The 16,708-nt window shown below is 64.5% G+C and carries 8 protein-coding genes; all 8 read left to right on the forward strand.

Annotation, left to right across the window (positions count from 1 at the left end):
• Positions 1-274: 274 nt before the first annotated feature.
• From F0M17_RS04260 to F0M17_RS04295, 8 genes are read left to right on the forward strand one after another with little or no spacing between them, the layout of a single operon-like run.
• A complete protein-coding gene (locus F0M17_RS04260; RefSeq protein WP_149596496.1) occupies positions 275-6,475 on the forward strand; it encodes an Ig-like domain-containing protein in 6,201 nt (2,066 codons plus the stop codon).
• A 49-nt stretch (positions 6,476-6,524) separates the two neighbouring features.
• Positions 6,525-7,535 (forward strand): MoxR family ATPase, encoded by a 1,011-nt coding sequence (locus tag F0M17_RS04265; protein ID WP_149596497.1) that lies wholly within the window; start codon positions 6,525-6,527, stop codon positions 7,533-7,535.
• Positions 7,535-8,854: a DUF58 domain-containing protein gene (locus F0M17_RS04270; RefSeq protein ID WP_149596498.1), complete on the forward strand. Its 1,320-nt coding sequence runs from the start codon at positions 7,535-7,537 to the stop codon at positions 8,852-8,854. Before F0M17_RS04265 ends, F0M17_RS04270 begins: the two co-directional genes overlap by 1 nt.
• Positions 8,851-11,205, forward strand: coding sequence for a transglutaminase domain-containing protein (locus F0M17_RS04275; protein WP_149596499.1), 2,355 nt, complete (start codon positions 8,851-8,853; stop codon positions 11,203-11,205). Before F0M17_RS04270 ends, F0M17_RS04275 begins: the two co-directional genes overlap by 4 nt.
• The gene (locus F0M17_RS04280) at positions 11,196-12,293 is read left to right on the forward strand and encodes an RDD family protein (protein WP_149596500.1); all 1,098 of its coding nucleotides are present in this window, start codon (positions 11,196-11,198) and stop codon (positions 12,291-12,293) included. The genes F0M17_RS04275 and F0M17_RS04280 overlap by 10 nt, the downstream gene beginning before the upstream one ends.
• Positions 12,290-13,114, forward strand: coding sequence for a PP2C family serine/threonine-protein phosphatase (locus F0M17_RS04285; protein WP_121866369.1), 825 nt, complete (start codon positions 12,290-12,292; stop codon positions 13,112-13,114). Before F0M17_RS04280 ends, F0M17_RS04285 begins: the two co-directional genes overlap by 4 nt.
• Positions 13,111-15,150: an FHA domain-containing protein gene (locus F0M17_RS04290; RefSeq protein ID WP_149596501.1), complete on the forward strand. Its 2,040-nt coding sequence runs from the start codon at positions 13,111-13,113 to the stop codon at positions 15,148-15,150. The genes F0M17_RS04285 and F0M17_RS04290 overlap by 4 nt, the downstream gene beginning before the upstream one ends.
• Positions 15,147-16,697: a serine/threonine-protein kinase gene (locus F0M17_RS04295; RefSeq protein WP_149596502.1), complete on the forward strand. Its 1,551-nt coding sequence runs from the start codon at positions 15,147-15,149 to the stop codon at positions 16,695-16,697. Before F0M17_RS04290 ends, F0M17_RS04295 begins: the two co-directional genes overlap by 4 nt.
• Positions 16,698-16,708: the final 11 nt, after the last annotated feature.

Genomic DNA, 16,708 nt, shown 5'->3' on the forward strand with positions numbered 1-16,708 from the left:
CTGGCATTCAAAGGGTGAGGGCTGCATCGCTAGAGTTGCCAGCGATGGATGTGTGTGTGCAACACCTTGGAAAGCAGTGATCCGCGGTAAGCCATGAACGGCCTTCCGGATTGTGTTGCGTTGCCGAACCGCCTAGTCAGCATGCATGGGGAGAACTCTCCATGGCGATGGTTTTGTCAGTTCGTTAGAATTGGAGGGCGACGAATCTGATTTTGGGGAATAAGGCCGGATTCCAGCGCGCACTCGTACCAGCAAAACAAGGACTGACCTCTAGATGGCAAAAGCCGCTTCGACCGGATGGACCGGACTGCTCAAAAGCACCGGCTTCAAGGTGACTGCTATTCCAGTGGTGGCGGCGCTTGCCGTAACCGGTGCCATTATCTATCCGGGCTTCGAAACCGCTGACGTGGAACTGAACGACGGCGGCGTCTGGGTGGTGAATCAGTCCGAAGGCAAAATCGGGCATGTCAACTACCAGTCGCGCACCATTGACGGCGGCGTCGCCACCCCTCTGGCCAACTACGACCTGGTCCAGCATGAGGAAAGCGTGCTGGTGCGCAACATTGAACAGGCATCATTGACCACCATCGACCCCGCGATGGTGCAATTCGCCGGCGACAACAACCTGCCTGCCAACTCGTCCTTCTCTTTCGGCGCCTCAGTTGTTGCAGTTACCGACGCAGAACACGGTACCGTCCATGCCAGCAATCTCGAGCAGATCGCGGAATTCAAAGGCGAAGGCGCCGAACCGCTGATCGAATCCAAGGGCGAAGTCGCCGCCGTGGTTGGCGCCGATGACACCATCTGGGCCGCAGACATTGGCGCCGGAACCCTGTCCAGCTTCACCCTGGACGACGAGGGAACAGCCGAGCTCGGCGAGGAAATCGAAATTCCCGAACTGGCCGAAATGAAGAAGCCGCAGCTCTCGGCCGTGGGCAAGGTCGGCGTGGTCTTCGACGATGCCAGCGGCCAGCTGGTCACCTCCGAAGGCGGCTCCGCGATCCTGGAGAACCCGGCCAACGCCAAAATCCAGTCCCCGGGTCCGGAAGCCGAGAGCATTGCCGTCGCACTGGACCAGTCGCTGGCAACGGTGAGCTTGTCCGGCAAAGACACCAACTACGAGCAGCTGGAAACCGCAGGCACCCCGATCCAGCCGGTGCGCGTCGGATCCTGCACCTACGCGGCCTGGCAGACCAGCGGCGAGTACCTTCGCTTCTGCGACAACCCGGCCGATAACCAGAACACCAGAATCCCGGAAATGACCGAGGGCGCTGAACTGGCATTCCGCGTCAACCGCGACGTGGTCGTGTTGAACGATGTGCATTCGGGACAGGTCTGGCTGGCCAATGAAGGCATGGAAATCGTCAGCAACTGGAGCGATCTGGAACCGCCTGCCGGCGAGGGCGAGGCCAAGGAAGAAGAAACCAAGGAAATCACCGACGCCATCGAGCTGCCCAACCGCACCGAAGAAAACAAGAAGCCGATTGCCGAAGACGACACCTATTCGGTGCGCCCCGGCCGCACCACCTTGCTCCCGGTGCTCTATAACGACGTGGACCCGGACGGCGACTTGCTGACTGCCAACCTGGAGGGCGCTGCGCCTTCGATCGGAGCCGTGCAGCCGGTCCATGACGGCACCGGATTCCAGATTGTGGTTCCCGAGGACGCCAAGGGCGGGGCGAGCTTCGCCTACACCACCAAGGACGGCCGCGGGGGACAGGACACCGCTCGGGTCAAGCTGAACGTGGTGGATGAAGACACCAACAAGGCCCCGGAACAGCAGCGCACCACCGTGCTGCGCGTGCAGCAGGGCGAATCGGTCAGCCACAACGTGCTCACCGACTGGACCGACGCGGAAGGCGATGACCTGCGCCTGCTCGGCGGCACCTCCGAGGGCGATGACGTGATCCGGGTCCAGCCCGATGGCACCCTGACCTTCCAGGACGATGGAAAGAAGCTGGGCCAGAAGGAATTGGCCATCCAGGTCTCCGACGGCCAGGAAGGCACCAAGGGCCGGGTGCTGATCGAGGTCCTGGCCGACTCCGTGGTCAAGCCGGTGACCGCCACCGACCACGTGGTGGCCACCATCAATGAATCCGCCAGCTTCACACCGCTGGAGAATGACACGGACCCCACCGGAGAAGGACTGCGCCTGGCCGGCGTGGACGATGTGCCCGGACTGGAACTGAAGACCAATGCGCAGACCGGAACCGTGACCGCCCGCGCCGAACGGGCCGGTACCTACTACGTCGAATACATGGCCACCAACGGCCCGGCCAGCGCCCCCGGCCTGGCCCGCATCGACATCAAGAAGCCGGAGGAAAAGGCCGAGGACCCGATCGCTGTCCGCGATGTAGCCCTGCTGCCTGCCGGCCAGGATGTGCTGGTCAACGTGCTGGGCAACGACACCGACCCGGCCGGCGGCGTGCTGGTGGTCACCGGCGTGCAGACCGCCAGCGACAAGCCATTCTCCACCTCGGTGGAACGCAATACGTTCGTGCGCATCACCGACGTGCGCGGCCTCACCGACCCCACCACCATCAGCTACACCGTCTCCAACGGCTCCCGCGAAGCGACCGGCTCCATCCGGGTGATCCCGATTCCGGCCCCGCCGCGCATGGATCCGCCGCAGGCCAACCCCGACACCGTCACCGTCCGCGAAAACGACGTGGCCACCGTCAAGGTCCTGGAAAACGACATCCACCCCAACGGCGGAGAGCTGATCCTGCGCCCGGATCTGGAAGAAGCCGATGACCTGGGCGAGGGATCCTTGATCTCGGTCGCCGATGAGACGATCCGCTTCCGTGCCGGCGACTTCGGCGGCAAGGCCAAGCAGGTGTCCGCGGTCTACACCGTGGCCGGACCCGACGGCCAGGAAACCAGCGCCAGCGTCACCTTCAACGTGCTGCCCGAAGCGGAAGCCAACGACCTGGAGAAGAACAGCCCGCCGAACCCTGAACCGGTCACCGGGCGCGTGTTCGCCGGATCCAGCACCAACGTGCTGGTCCCGATTGACGCCATCGACCCCGATGGCGACTCGGTGTCCCTCGTGCAATTCGGCGATTCGCCGCGCATGGGCACCGCGAAGATCCGCGGGGCCTCCATCGACTACACGGCTAATCCCGATGCCTCGGGCACCGACGAATTCAGCTACGTGGTGGAAGACCGCCTGGGTGCCCGCGCCACCGGCACGATCAAGATCGGTGTGGCGCCGCTGGCCGAATCCAATAATTCCCCGGTAGCGGTCAACGATTTCCTGACCGTGCGCCCGGACCGCCCGGTCGCCGTGGACGTGATGGACAACGACACCGACCCGGACGGCGACCCGATCGCCTTGATGAGCGAGGTCTCCACCGAATCCAGCACTGAAGTGGAAGTCGTTGACGGCCGCGTCACCCTCACCTCGCCTCCGGAAGACGGCAACGTGTCGATCCGCTACATGATTTCCGATGGCCGCGGCGGCACCGCGGCGGGCACGCTGAGCGTCAAGTCCGATCCCGAGGCGCAGCTGCTCGCCCCGATTGCCCGCGACGACCGTGTGTCGCTCGAAGAAGTCATTGCCGATGAGCAGGTGACCGTCGATATCCTGCGCAACGACGAGGACCCGGACGGCAGCTCCAGCGAACTTGAAATCAGCCTGCCGGATAACCCGTCCACCGCCCAGGTGACCGAGGACGGCCTGGTGGTCACCGCCACCGAAGAGGCGCAGATCATCGCCTACACCCTGACCGACCCGGACGAACTGACCTCAACTGCTTTCGTCCACGTGCCGGGCACCGCCGGAGCCCGGCCGATCCTGCGCAGCGGGCTGAACCTGCAGGTCCAGGCGGGAGAAGTCCTGCCGCTGAACTTGGAAGACCTGGTCCTCGTGCGCGATGGCCGCACCCCGCGCCTGACCACCGAGGAATCGGTGACCTCGATGCCGCAGAACGACGGCGAACTGGTCAAGTCCGCCACCGAGCTGTCCTTCCGCGCCCCGGTTGACTTCGACGGCTCGGCGACCGTCAGCTTCGAAGTCACCGACGGCACCGGCCCCGACGATGAAAAGGGGCTGAAGTCCAAGCTGACCCTGCCGATCAACGTCACCCCGGCGCCGCGCCAGAACGATTCCGAGGAACGCCAGAACCAGAACGAGGAAGGCCAGCCGGAAGAGGACGAGCCTGAGGAAGAGGAAGAAGAAGAGGAGCAGCCCGACGAGGAGAACTTCGCTCCGACCCTGCAGGCCAATTCCCTGGCCGTGGGCCAGGGCGAGGAGCCTGCCTTCCTGGACCTGCGCATGGCCGCCGGCGATGCCAATGAAGAGGACGTCCCGAACCTGAAGTTCGCCATTGCCTCGGTGGACATCCAGGGCGTGACGGCCGAACTGGTCGAGGGGCACAACCTGAAGGTCAGCGCCGAAGCATCGACCCCGAAGGGCACCACCGGCAGCGTGACCGTCACGGTCAGCGACGGCGTCAACCCGCCGGTCCCGGCCGCCATGGCCATTACCGTCACCGGCTCGGTGCGCGAGCTGCCGGTAGCCGTGGCCGACAACGTCCCCGATGCCGCCCAGGGCAAGACCGAAGTGGTTGATGTGCTGGCCAATGACCACAACCCGTACGCGGATGAAGGTCCGCTGCGCCTGATCAACGCCCGCGCCCTGGAAGACACCGGGACGGTGGAAAAGCGCGGCGACCAGGTGGCAATTACCCCGAACGACGACTTCGTGGGCACCATGCGGGTGGAATACACCATTGGCGATGTCACCGAAGACGTGGCACGCAACGTCATCGGCACCGTGACGCTGAACGTCAAGGGCGCCCCGGAAGCCCCGGGACTGCCTCGCGTCCAGTCCACCGGCGACCAGAAGGTCGTGCTGCAGTGGGATCCACCGGCAAATAACGGCTCGGACATCACCGGCTACACCGTGCGCGGCGGCGGGCACACCCAGAAGTGCGCCACCACCACCTGCACCATCACCCCGCTGGCCAACGACACCGTGTACAACTTCACCGTCACCGCCACCAACGAGATCGGCGAATCCCCGGCCTCGGCGCAATCGGCCGACGCCCGTCCGGACGTGGAACCCGAGCAGCCGGCCGCCCCCACCGGCACTGACGGCGACCAGCAGGCCGCCTTCAAGTGGACCGCCCCGGTCAGCCGGGGTTCGGCCATCCAGAGCTACACCCTGGAGATTTCCCCGGCACCGGCCAACGGCGTCACCCAGGTCACCGGCATCACCGGCACCTCCTACACCTGGAAGGGTCTGAAGAACGGCACCGACTACCAGGTGCGCGTGCGCGCGGTGAACAAGGCCTCCAAGCCATCGGCCTTCAGCGCCTACTCGGCAGCGGTCACCCCGGCAGGCAAGCCATTCAAGCCAGCGGCGCCTACCGCGGCCCGCAAGGACTCCGCGGTGGATGGCGGCGTGGTCAACGTGGCATGGAACGCCCCGGGCACCAACGGCGCGCCGATCACCGGCTACACCCTGCGCGTCTTCAAGTCCGGCACCCTGGAGAAGACCATCGGCTCGATTCCCGCCAACCAGACCAGCCAGTCGGTCACCGGCCTGAGCACCTCCGGTTCCTACACCTTCACCATTGCCGCCACCAACCGCAAGGGCAGCTCGGAACAGAGCTCCAAGTCGGTGGCGGTGACCCCGTACGGACGGCCCAAGGCAGTGTCCAGCGTGAGCGCCAAGGCCACCGGAGCCAACCGCAAGGTGCGGCTGGACTTCCAGGCCCCTGCCGCGAACGGATCGAAGATCACCGGATACCAGTACTCCACTGACGGCGGAGGATGGAACTCCTTCGGCGGACCGGGCTCGGTGATCGACACCGGTTCCAACGGCACCGCGCACACCTGGCGCGTGCGCGCCTTGAATGCCGCCGGCGCAGGCACCGCCAGCCCGGCCAGCAACAAGACCAGCGCCTACGGTCCGCTGCGCGACAACGCGAAGATTTCTTCCTCGCATGGCAACGACTGGATCTCCTTCAGCTGGAATACGGCTGCCGGGGAATCCAATGGGCGCAAGGTCACCCAGACGGTGAAGATCGGCGGCAACAGCACCAAGAACGACGGCTCGCAGAAGGTCACCGGCCTGGGCTACTCCACCAGCCGCACCATCAAGATCGTGGCAACGGACACCGAAGGCCAATCCAGGTCATGGTCCAAGACGGAGAAGACCAACCCGAAGCCGGCGCGTTCGGTGAAGCTGTCCGAGGGGCCGATGTACAACGGCTACTCGAACTCGACCTGCCCGCCGAACTGCTACAAGTACCACGTGGAGCTCTACAACTTCGCCCCGGGAACCCACACCTACCTGGCCCAGTGCTACCACTCCGGCGGGATGTTCTCGGATAACTACGTGACCTTCAACGTCAACGGCAATGGCCGGGCCTCGAAGGACCTGCCATGCGTGATCGAGCCGGGATACTCCCAGCCGTACTTCGCACGCATCGACGGCACCGAATCCGACCACGTTAATTTCAGATAAGCGCGGCATCGACCGGGCATCAAGACGTACAGAAAGAACAAACACTGCCATGACCATGAGCACCGAGCAGGCCAACTGGTTCTGCGATACCTTCGCCAAATTGGTGTCCAACGTCGGCCAGTCCGTGCTGGGCAAGGAGCAGACCATCAAGCTGGTGCTCACCGCCATGCTCAGCGAAGGGCACGTGCTGCTCGAAGACGCACCGGGCACCGGCAAGACCATGCTGGCCCGTTCGCTGGCCGCCACCGTGCGCGGCAGCAACTCGCGCATCCAGTTCACCCCGGACCTGCTGCCCTCGGACGTCACCGGCATCACCATCTACGACCAGCGCAGCGGCCAATTCGACTTCCACCACGGGCCGATCTTCGCCAACCTCGTGCTGGCCGACGAGATCAACCGCGCCTCGCCCAAGACCCAGTCGGCGCTGCTGGAAGTCATGGAAGAAGGCCGGGTGACCGTCGATGGCACCACCTACCCGCAGGCCCGCCCGTTCATGGTCATCGCCACCCAGAACCCGATCGAGCAGGCAGGCACCTACCGGCTGCCCGAAGCGCAGCTGGACCGCTTCCTGATCAAGACCTCCATCGGCTACCCCGACCGCGAGGCCACCGTGGCGCTGCTCTCGGGCAGCACCCAGCGCGACCGCTCGGCCGCGCTGAACGCCATCATCACCACCGAAGCAGTGGTGGAAATGGCCGAGCTGGCCACCGCCGTGCACGTGGACACCGCCGTGCTGGAATACGTTGCAGCCCTGTGCGAAGCGACCCGCGACTCCGCCGACACCCGGCTGGGCGTCTCGGTGCGCGGCGCCCTGGCGATGGTGCGCGCGGCCAAGGTCTGGGCCGCCAGCCAGGGCCGCAACTACGTGCTGCCCGATGACATCAAGGAATTGGCGCCGCATGTCTTCACCCACCGCCTGGTGCTTGACCCGGAAGCCGAGTTCACCGGCACCACCGCCGAGCAGGTCATCGCCTCGGTGCTGCGCAAGGTCCCGGCCCCGACCCGCCGTGGCGACGAGGACTCCGCCGAAGCCGAGAGCAAGGACCAGGACGAGCATTAATGAGCCGACGAGCTAAGCGTCCTGCACGGAACAGCAAGCTGAATCGCGGGGCCGAGAAGTCGCTGACCATGGCCAGCGAGGCCATAGCGGTGCTGCGCGACTACCTGGACCCTGCCACGGCACGGGCCAGGGAACTGTCCACCCGGTACCTCGCACCGATCGCCACGGTCATCTCCCCGCTGGGCTTCGTGCTGCTGGGCACCGCGGTGCTGCTGTGGATCCTGGGCGCCAACTTCGGCTGGCAGGAAGCCCTGCTGGGTGCCTTCATGGCCACCGTGCTGCTGCTCGCCTCGGTGGGTTTCGTCCTGGGTCGCAACGACTTCAGCGTCGACCTGGATCTGCACCGCACCCGCGTGGCAGTGGGGGACCGTGCCGTGGGAGCCATGCAGGTAGCCAACAAGGCTTCGCGCAGCTCGGCACCGGTGATGATGGAACTTCCGGTGGGCCACGGCGCCGCCCAGTTCCGGATCCCGCGTCTGGAACCGCAGCAAACGCATGAGGACCTGTTCACCATCCCCACCCAGCGCCGCCAAGTGCTCGATGTGGGCCCGGTCCGCTCGGTCCGCCAGGACCCCTTTGCGATCCTGCGCCGGCAGGTGAAATGGACCGAAAGCTACGAGCTGTTCATCCATCCGCGCACCACCGCATTGGATGGCTCCTCGGCCGGGTTCATCCGTGATTTGGAAGGCATGCCCACCTCCGACCTCTCGAATTCCGACGTGTCCTTCCACGCACTGCGCGAATACCAGTCGGGAGATGACCGCCGGCACATCCACTGGAAATCCACGGCCCGCACCGGAGAGCTGATGGTCCGCCAGTTCGAAGAGACCCGGCGCTCGCACCTGGCCCTGTCGCTGAGCACCAACCTGGACGAGTACGCCGAGGCGCACGCCGAGGAGGATTTCGAATTGGCCATCTCGGTGGCGGCCTCCATCGGCCAGCAGGCCGTGGCCGAACAGCGCAAGCTGGCCATCCTGACCCAGCAGGGCCCGGTGCGCACCGGCAGCGGCCGGCAGATGATGGACGGGCTGACCCGCATCGAGGCGGCCACCGGCCAGCGCGAGAACCTGGTGGACGTGGTGCGCCACACCGCTGGCACGGTGCCCGGCGCCTCGGTGATTTTCTTCCTCACCGGCACCAGAACCAGCGCCAAATCGCTGCGCGAGGCATGGATGCACGTGCCGGCCGGCGTGCGCGCCATCGCCATCCGCTGCGAAACCGGGATTGAACCTTCGCGCTCGAATATTGGCGAGCTGACCGTATTGAGCCTCGGCAAGCTGGAAGAACTCGGCGTGATGCTGCGAAAGGCCGTGGCATGAAACAGACGATTCCCCTCTGGCGCTATGGCGTCGACGCGGCCTGCCTCGCCCTGGCCCTGGTGCTTGGCGCGCTGGGTCTGCTGGAAGCCTACGGCGCGAGCCTGAACTTCATCCTCGCTGCTGTTGGCGGACTGGTTGCCGGCCTGGCCTTGGCCTGGGCCAATGTGCATTTCAAGCTGGGCACCTGGCGGACCCTGGGCCTGTTCGCGCTGCTGTACCTCGTGCTTGGCACGCCGTTGGCGACCCCGCGCGAGGCAGCCTTTGGCCTCCTGCCCACCGGCCAATCCCTGCGCACCTTGCTGACCGGCCTGGTCTTCAGCTGGAAAGACATGCTCACCGTGGCGCCACCTGTAGGTTCCTACGGGGGCGTGCTGATAGTGGCCTTCCTGTCCGCTCTGCTCACCGCGCTGCTGGCCGGCTTGGCCGCCTGGCATTTGCGCTCGCCGTATTGGACGCTGCTGCCGCTATTGGCAATGTTCGTGCTCGGCATTGTCTTCGGCACCCGCGATGTGCCGATGCCCGTCGCCCGCGGCGTCGCCTTCATCGCGGTGCTGGTCGGCTGGCTTGCCTGGCGGCGCTTCATCGATACGCGTGTTTCCGGCGGATTCAGTTCGCTGAACCACGAGCAGCTAGACTCCCAGGGTTCCAAGCAGCTGCTGCTGCGCCGCGTGATTGCCGGAACCCTGGTGCTGGCCGGTGCCGGCGTCGCGACCGCGGCGGCCACGCCGCTGCTGGCCCCGGAAACCCCACGCCAGGTGCTGCGCGATGCACTGGAACCGCCGGTGGACCTCTATGACTACCCAAGCCCCCTGACGCGTTTCCGCAAATATGTGAAAACGATGGCTGACGACACCCTGATGACCGTCAAGGGCCTGCCCAAGGACGAGCGCATCCGCCTGGCCGCCCTGGATTCCTACAACGGCATGGTCATCAACGTGGATCCGTCCGCGGGTGGCAGTTTCGCCCCGGTGGGCGATGCCAGCGATATCCGTTCGGCCGACACGGTGGAAGGCCGCGAAGCCGCCGAGCTTGAATTCTCGATCAAGGACTATCAAGGCGTGTGGGTTCCGTCCGGTGGCAAGCTGCTGGGCATGGAACTGACCGGCGGGCGTGAAGATGAACTGGCCCGTTCGCTGTTCTACAGCGATTCCTCCGAGAGCGCGCTGAGCTCCATCGGGCTGGCGGAGGGCGATGCCTACACGGCCAAGGTGCTGTTCCCGGCCAAGCCCAGCGATGAGCAGCTCAACGAACTGGACTTGGCGCAGTTCCGTATGCCTGAGCTGGCCAATGTGCCAGCCATTGCCGGAGCGAAAGCCGCTGAATTCACCGGATCGGGCCGCGGGGACCTGGAGCGTGTGCGGAGCATCGAAGCGATGCTCTCCGGAACCGGGTTCTTCTCCAACGGCACCGAGGGACAGGTGCCCTCGCTGTCCGGGCACGGCGCGGGACGCATCACCAGCCTGCTCGATGCCGAGCAGATGATTGGCGATGACGAGCAGTATGCTGTTGCGATGGCGCTGATGGCCCGCGAGCAGGGGATTCCTGCGCGCGTGGTCATGGGCTTCTATCCCGAGGAGTACGCGCCTGAAAAGGCGGTCGAGATCAAGGGCTCCGATGTCCACGCCTGGGTGGAGATCGCCTTTGAAGATGTGGGCTGGGTGGCTTTCAACCCGACCCCGAACGAGGATGAGCAGCCGACCCCTCCGGAACAGGAACCCAAGGCCGTGCCGCAGCCGCAGGTGCTGCAGCCTCCGCCGCCGGCGCAGGAAGAAGCCGACTTGCCGCCGCAAACCGCACCGGAGCCGCAGGAAGTGGAAGAGGAACCTGAAACCTTCTGGGAGCGCTGGGGGCAGGTCATCATCGTTGTCGGCATTTCGCTGGGGTCGCTGCTGCTCCTGCTTTCGCCGCTGCTGCTGATTGCCCTGCTGAAGCTGCGCCGCCGCGAGAAGCGGGCGAAGTCCGGCAGCACAGGGGACCGCATGAGCGGCGGCTGGCAGGAACTGCTCAGCCATGCCACGGATCACCGTATCGCTACGGCCAACGGCGCGACCCGGCGGGAAAGCGCGAGCGTGCTGGCCGCCGGCTTCCCGGCGCTGTCCGATCCGGTGCGCTCCCTGGCGCAGCGTGCGGACGCGGCGAACTTCTCCCATGAGCAGCCGACCGAGGAACAGGTGCGGAAGTATTGGGAAGATGTCATTGCGCATACCCGGAAGATGCAGGAACCGCTGGGATTCTTCGGCAAGATGCGCGTGAAGTACTCCCCACGATCCCTGATACATGAGCTGGCTGCGAAGACAGCCAAGACGGCACGAATACTGCAACAGAAAAACCGGAGGAAGCCATGGCGGTAAAGATGGATCTGGTCGATGCCCGAACTACCCAGCGGCTGCTCGCATGGCTGATCGACTTCCTGCCGGTGCTGGTCCTGTCGGTGATTTTCCTGCCGATGATCGCCTCCAAGATGGTGGCCTCGCTGAGCGCTCCGCAGCTTGCGGGCGAAATCGCCGGAACAAATATCCTGTACAGCGTCCTCGCACTGGCCTACACGGTGTTCTTGTGGTGGTGGGAAGCTACCTCGGGCAAGACCCTGGGCAATGTGCTCCTCGGGCTGCGCACCACCACCCTCAAGGGCGAGCGCCCGGGCTGGGGCAAAACCATCATCCGCCGCTTGCTGATCGCTGTGGCAGGCATCGTCCCGATTCTTGGATCGGTGCTGATGGTCATCTCCAATCACTTCGATGCGAACGGCAAGAAGCAGGGCTGGCATGACAAGATGGCCGGGACGCTGGTGCTGGATATCAAGACTGGACGTGACCCGCTGACCACCGGGGGCGCCGCAGGGCCGCAGTCCTTCGCGCCTCCGCAGCAGTATGCTCCGGGCCGGCGCTTTGTGGGGGAGCCGGACGATGCGCAGGGCACTTCTGGTGGAGTCATCGATTCGGTGCCAGGTGCTGTGCGCGCCGCTGCCCCCGAAGCGCAGGAATCGGTTCGTCCCCGTCCCTCCGCACGGCCCAAGCCGGAAGCGAAGATCGTTGAGGTTCCCTCCACCGAGGCCGCAGCTGATCCGGATGAAGACCTCGGTCATACGCAAATTCGTCCGCAATCCCCGGATGCCGTGCATCTGCTCTTCGACGATAGCCAGTGCCTCGACCTGGCCGGCAGCATCCTGATCGGGCGCAACCCCTCGTACTCGGATGGCGATGTGGGTGTCCACCTGGTTGCACTGGATGATCCGGACCGCACGGTCTCCAAAACGCATCTGCTGATCCAGCCAGGCGTTGGCAGCGTCTGGGTGACCGACCGGGATTCGGGCAACGGCTCGTGCATTGTCGACGAGGACGGGAACGTGCGCGAACTTGTTCCGGGCAAGCCGGAGCAGGCAATGATTGGCCATACCGTGTACTTTGGCGACCGCTATTTCCAGGTGGAACGTCCGTGACAGATCTCAACCCTGGGGCAAGCCTCAGATTCAGCCACGGCCAGGCAACTGACCGTGGACTGCGCCGCGCCCTGAACGAGGACAGCTTGCTGGCCTCTGAACGGCTGCTGGCCATTGCCGACGGCATGGGCGGGCATGAAGCAGGCGAAATAGCCAGCGCCCTGTGCCTCAAGATCCTTGGCGATGGATTCATGGATGCCGGCGCGCAACTGGATCCCGAGACCTTGGATACCCTGCTGGTCGAAGCTGATCGCAGCATCGTGGAGGCGGGCTCGGGTCGAGCCGGCACCACCCTGGCCGGGGCCGTGCTGATTGATGCAGGCGCCGCCAGCGGGCGGGCGGAAGAACCCCAGCTGCTGGTGTTCAATGTCGGCGATTCGCGCACCTACTTGTGGACCCAGGGAGTGCTGCAACAGGTCAGCGTAGATCACTCCGAAGTGCAGGAATTGATGGATATCGGAGAGCTGGACGCCGAGCAGGCAGCCACCTATCCACGCCGGCATGTGATCACCCGCGCCCTGGGGATCAACGCCAACAGCCAACCGGACTACTGGCTGGTGCCGCTGGCAGGGCAGGAGCGCATCCTGGTCTGCTCAGACGGTCTGAGCAGCGAAGTCGGCGATGCCGCAATCCAGGAAATCCTTGCGCGGTTCCCGGATCCCCAGCAAGCTTCCGAAGAACTGGTCCAAGCGGCCCTGGATGCCGGGGGACGCGATAATATCAGCGTGATCGTTGCCGATGTGGAGCATGGGCACCCCGATGATGTTGGCATTACTATTCCGCGCGTATCGACTACGAGCCACCAAGAGGAGAAATCATGAACAGCCTGCGTTACCTTCCCGGAGACTGGTACGCACTAGTCAATGGCCAGCACATTGTCCTCCTTCCTTCCAGCGCGAGCGCGGAACAGGTCAATGGCCTGTGGGCCAAGCTCAATGGGAAGACCACGGTGGAAGCACTGCTCTCGGAGCTGTTGCCGATGTACCAGATGACCATTGCCGACCTGCCGAACTTCGCTCTGATCTCCCGTGACAGCGCACCGCATCTGATCCTGCGCGGTGCCCCGGAATTCATCGCCCGGACTGCCTCCGGCGAGGAGAAGGTGAGCGGCGCAGGCATCGCCACCTGGGCCGAACGCAAGCTGGGGGAGTCGAAGTCGTGGACGCTGAGCACCGGTTCGGCGAAAGCCGAAGCCCCATTCGCGCTGCCAATTGGCGAAGGCATCGTACGCGTATCGCAGCTGGAATGGGCCGCAGGAGAGGACCCCACCGCTGCGGAAAAGACTCCAGCCGCGGCTAAAGCCCCGGCACCGGCTAAAGCCCCGGCACCGGCTGATGCCAAGCCTACCGCTGATCCGGCGAAGGCTCCGGCTCCTGCTGCGGCTAAGCCCGCTGCAGCATCCGATGCTGCAAAACCTGAGGTAGCTCAGGCAAAAACTCCTGCGCCTTCCGAAGCTAAGTCTGCCCCTGCGACAGATGCTGCCAAGCCGGCTGTTGCCTCGTCAAAGACCACTGCGCCTGCCGCAGCCAAGCCTGCTGCGGTCAAGACCCCTGCGCCTGCCGCGGCTAAGCCTTCTGCGGTCAAGACCCCTGCGCCTGCCACGGCTAAGCCGGCAGCGGAGCCGGCAAAGGATCCGGCACCGGCTGCGGCCAAGCCAGCTTCTGCTCCGGCTAAGGCTGCTTCTGCGTCTGATGCGGCCAAACCAGCTGAGGCGCCAGCAAAGGATCCGGCACCGGCTGCGGCCAAGCCAGCTTCTGCTCCGGCTAAGGCTGCTTCCGCATCTTATGCGGCCAAACCAACTGAGGCGCCAGCAAAGAATCCTGCACCAGCGGCTGCCACGTCGGATGCAACGCCAGCGAAGAATCCAGCACCGGCTACTGCCAAGTCAGCTGCGCCGCCAGCAAAGGACACGGCACCGGCGGCGGCCAAGCCTGCTGCTGCACCGAACGCTGCACCAGCCAAGGAAGCCGCAGATCCCAAGGGCCCAGCTGATGTGCTGGCACGGGCAGCCGACGCTGCCAAGGCGGCCGATGAGGCCACGCTAGTCAAGGCATCGGCAAAGGATGCCGAGGACGACCGGACCTTTGACTCAGAAGCAACCCAGGATCCAGCGCAATACGAGCAGGAAGTTTCCTCGGAGGAATTCTCGCTTGCCGGGCAGCTGCTCGGAGCCAGAGGTGCGGCAGAGACCGTTTACGATACCGGCCAGGGCGATGACCAGGACACGATTATCAAGCCCCGTCCGGCAGGTCCTGCCATCGCTGCGCCTCCCGCCGAACCAGCTGACGACGAGCACACGATCATCCGCGGCTCCAGTGTTCCGAAATCCAGACCTTCATCAGGGCTGGATGCCAAGGACGGTACAGAAAGTTCGGTGTCCCTGAATGAATTCATCCTGGCGCGCTCTTGCTCCAAGCGGCACCCCAATCCACCCACCGCGTCGACGTGCAGGCAATGCGGCGAGCGATTGACCGCCCAGGCGCAGCAGGTTCGCAAGCCTGCCATGGGCCGCATGATTGTCAGCGACCACGGCGGTACCCGCGAATACGCCCACGAGCTGAACCGCTCGGTGGTTCTCGGACGCCAGCCAAGCGCAGGAGCCGTCAAATCCGACAGCGAACCCCGCCTGCTGAAGGTTGAAAGCCCCAGCGGCGACATCTCCCGTTCGCACCTGCACGTGCGTGTGGAGGGATGGCATGTGCAACTGGTGGACCTTGGTGCGACCAATGGCACCGTGCTGCTGCGCGAAGGGCAGCGGCCACGGCGCCTGTCCCGCCACCAGGAGATCATGCTGATCAACGGCGACGTCGCTGACTTGGGTGATGGCGTCAGCATCCGCTTCGAGGATCTGCCGTGAGCCCAAAGCGCGCGCCAGCTCCGGCACCGCAAATACCGGGATTCGCGTACGTCAAGCCACTGGGTACCGGCGGATTCTCCGATGTCTATCTTTACGAGCAGCACCGGCCCAACCGCAAGGTGGCGGTCAAGGTGCTGCTGGCTGATGTCAGTGATGAGGAAGCCCGCCAACGTTTCGAGGCCGAGGCCAATTTGATGGCCCAGCTGTCCACCCATCCTTATATCGTCACGATCTACCAAGCGGAGATCACCGATGACGGACGTTCCTATCTGGCCATGGAGTATTGCTCCCGGCCTTCCTTGGATGCCCGTTACCGCCGCGGTGTCTTGAGCATCGATGAAACGCTGACCTTGGCCATCCAATTGTGCTCAGCGGTCCATACCGCGCATCTAGCGGGCATCGTGCATCGAGACATCAAGCCGGGAAACGTGCTGACTACTGACTACAACCGGCCGGCCCTGACCGACTTCGGCATCTCGGGAACCATCGGATCGCACACCGCAGGGCTGTCGGTGCCATGGTCCGCCCCGGAAGCGTTCAGCGGCGACACGCCTCCGGGCGTGCGCATGGACGTATACTCGCTCGGTGCCACGATCTATACAGTTCTGGCAGGGCATTCGCCGTTCGTCCGGCCGGGACAGGATAATGCGCAGCCAGTGCTCATTGAGCGGATCTGCAATTCTCCATTGAAGCCGTTGGAGCGACTTGACGTTCCCGAGTCGCTGAACCAGGCGTTGTCGGTAGTCATGGCGAAGAACCCGGCTTCGCGATTCGGCTCGGCCGCCGAATTCGCCCGCTCCCTGCAACGAATCCAGATCGAGTTGGGCTTCTCGGTCACTCCTTTTGAGGTTATCGAAGAACCTGCCGAAGCGGCTGAGGAGGAGGACGGTGAAAGCACGCGCGTCCGCAATGTCATTTCGATCAGCGACGTGCAGCGTCCGCTGCCTTCTGCACCGATGATTTCCTCCGTTCCCGGGCAACAGGCACGGCGGGTACGACCGTCAGCGCCGATACCGCGGCTGCACATGCCGAAGGAACCTGCGCCGGCTCCGAACCCAGAAGATAAAGCGCAAGACGAATCCGGAACGCCATCGGCCAAGCCGGCAGAGCCGAAGCAACGCCAGAGCCTGCCGAAGGTATTCATCGCGGTGGGCATAGTGCTGTTCATCTTGGTTGGCGGCGCCTTCATTGCAAACATGTTCTTGCCGGAGCAGGAAGCCGCGCAGCGTACCGGCCCGCCCATTACCGCCACGGACGGTCCCAAGGACGCATTAGTTGGCGGCACCGTCCCCAAGGTGGATAATTTCGAGTACTCTACGGTGGGAGAAACGGTAACCTTCCGCTGGTCCAACCCGGAACCGAATAAGGATGACCATTACCGTTGGGCTCCCATTACCGCAACGGAAACGGGAGAGTTCAAGCAGACGAAGTCTCCCAGCGCGACTACCGACATCGGCGAAGGCGGGCAAACTTGTATCGAGGTCAAGCTCGTGCGCGATGATGGACGTATCTCGGATGGAGCACGGTTCTGCACCGGCGCAGGTTAAGCAAGGTAGGC

The organism is Glutamicibacter sp. ZJUTW, assembly GCF_008370855.1.
Classification (GTDB): domain Bacteria; phylum Actinomycetota; class Actinomycetes; order Actinomycetales; family Micrococcaceae; genus Glutamicibacter; species Glutamicibacter nicotianae.

Coding starts and splice junctions, on each gene's coding strand:
- F0M17_RS04270 (WP_149596498.1), top strand. CDS start 7,535: ATGAGCCGACGAGCTAAGCGTCCTGCACGGAACAGCAAGCTGAATCGC.
- F0M17_RS04260 (WP_149596496.1), top strand. CDS start 275: ATGGCAAAAGCCGCTTCGACCGGATGGACCGGACTGCTCAAAAGCACC.
- F0M17_RS04275 (WP_149596499.1), top strand. CDS start 8,851: ATGAAACAGACGATTCCCCTCTGGCGCTATGGCGTCGACGCGGCCTGC.
- F0M17_RS04290 (WP_149596501.1), top strand. CDS start 13,111: ATGAACAGCCTGCGTTACCTTCCCGGAGACTGGTACGCACTAGTCAAT.
- F0M17_RS04265 (WP_149596497.1), top strand. CDS start 6,525: ATGACCATGAGCACCGAGCAGGCCAACTGGTTCTGCGATACCTTCGCC.
- F0M17_RS04280 (WP_149596500.1), top strand. CDS start 11,196: ATGGCGGTAAAGATGGATCTGGTCGATGCCCGAACTACCCAGCGGCTG.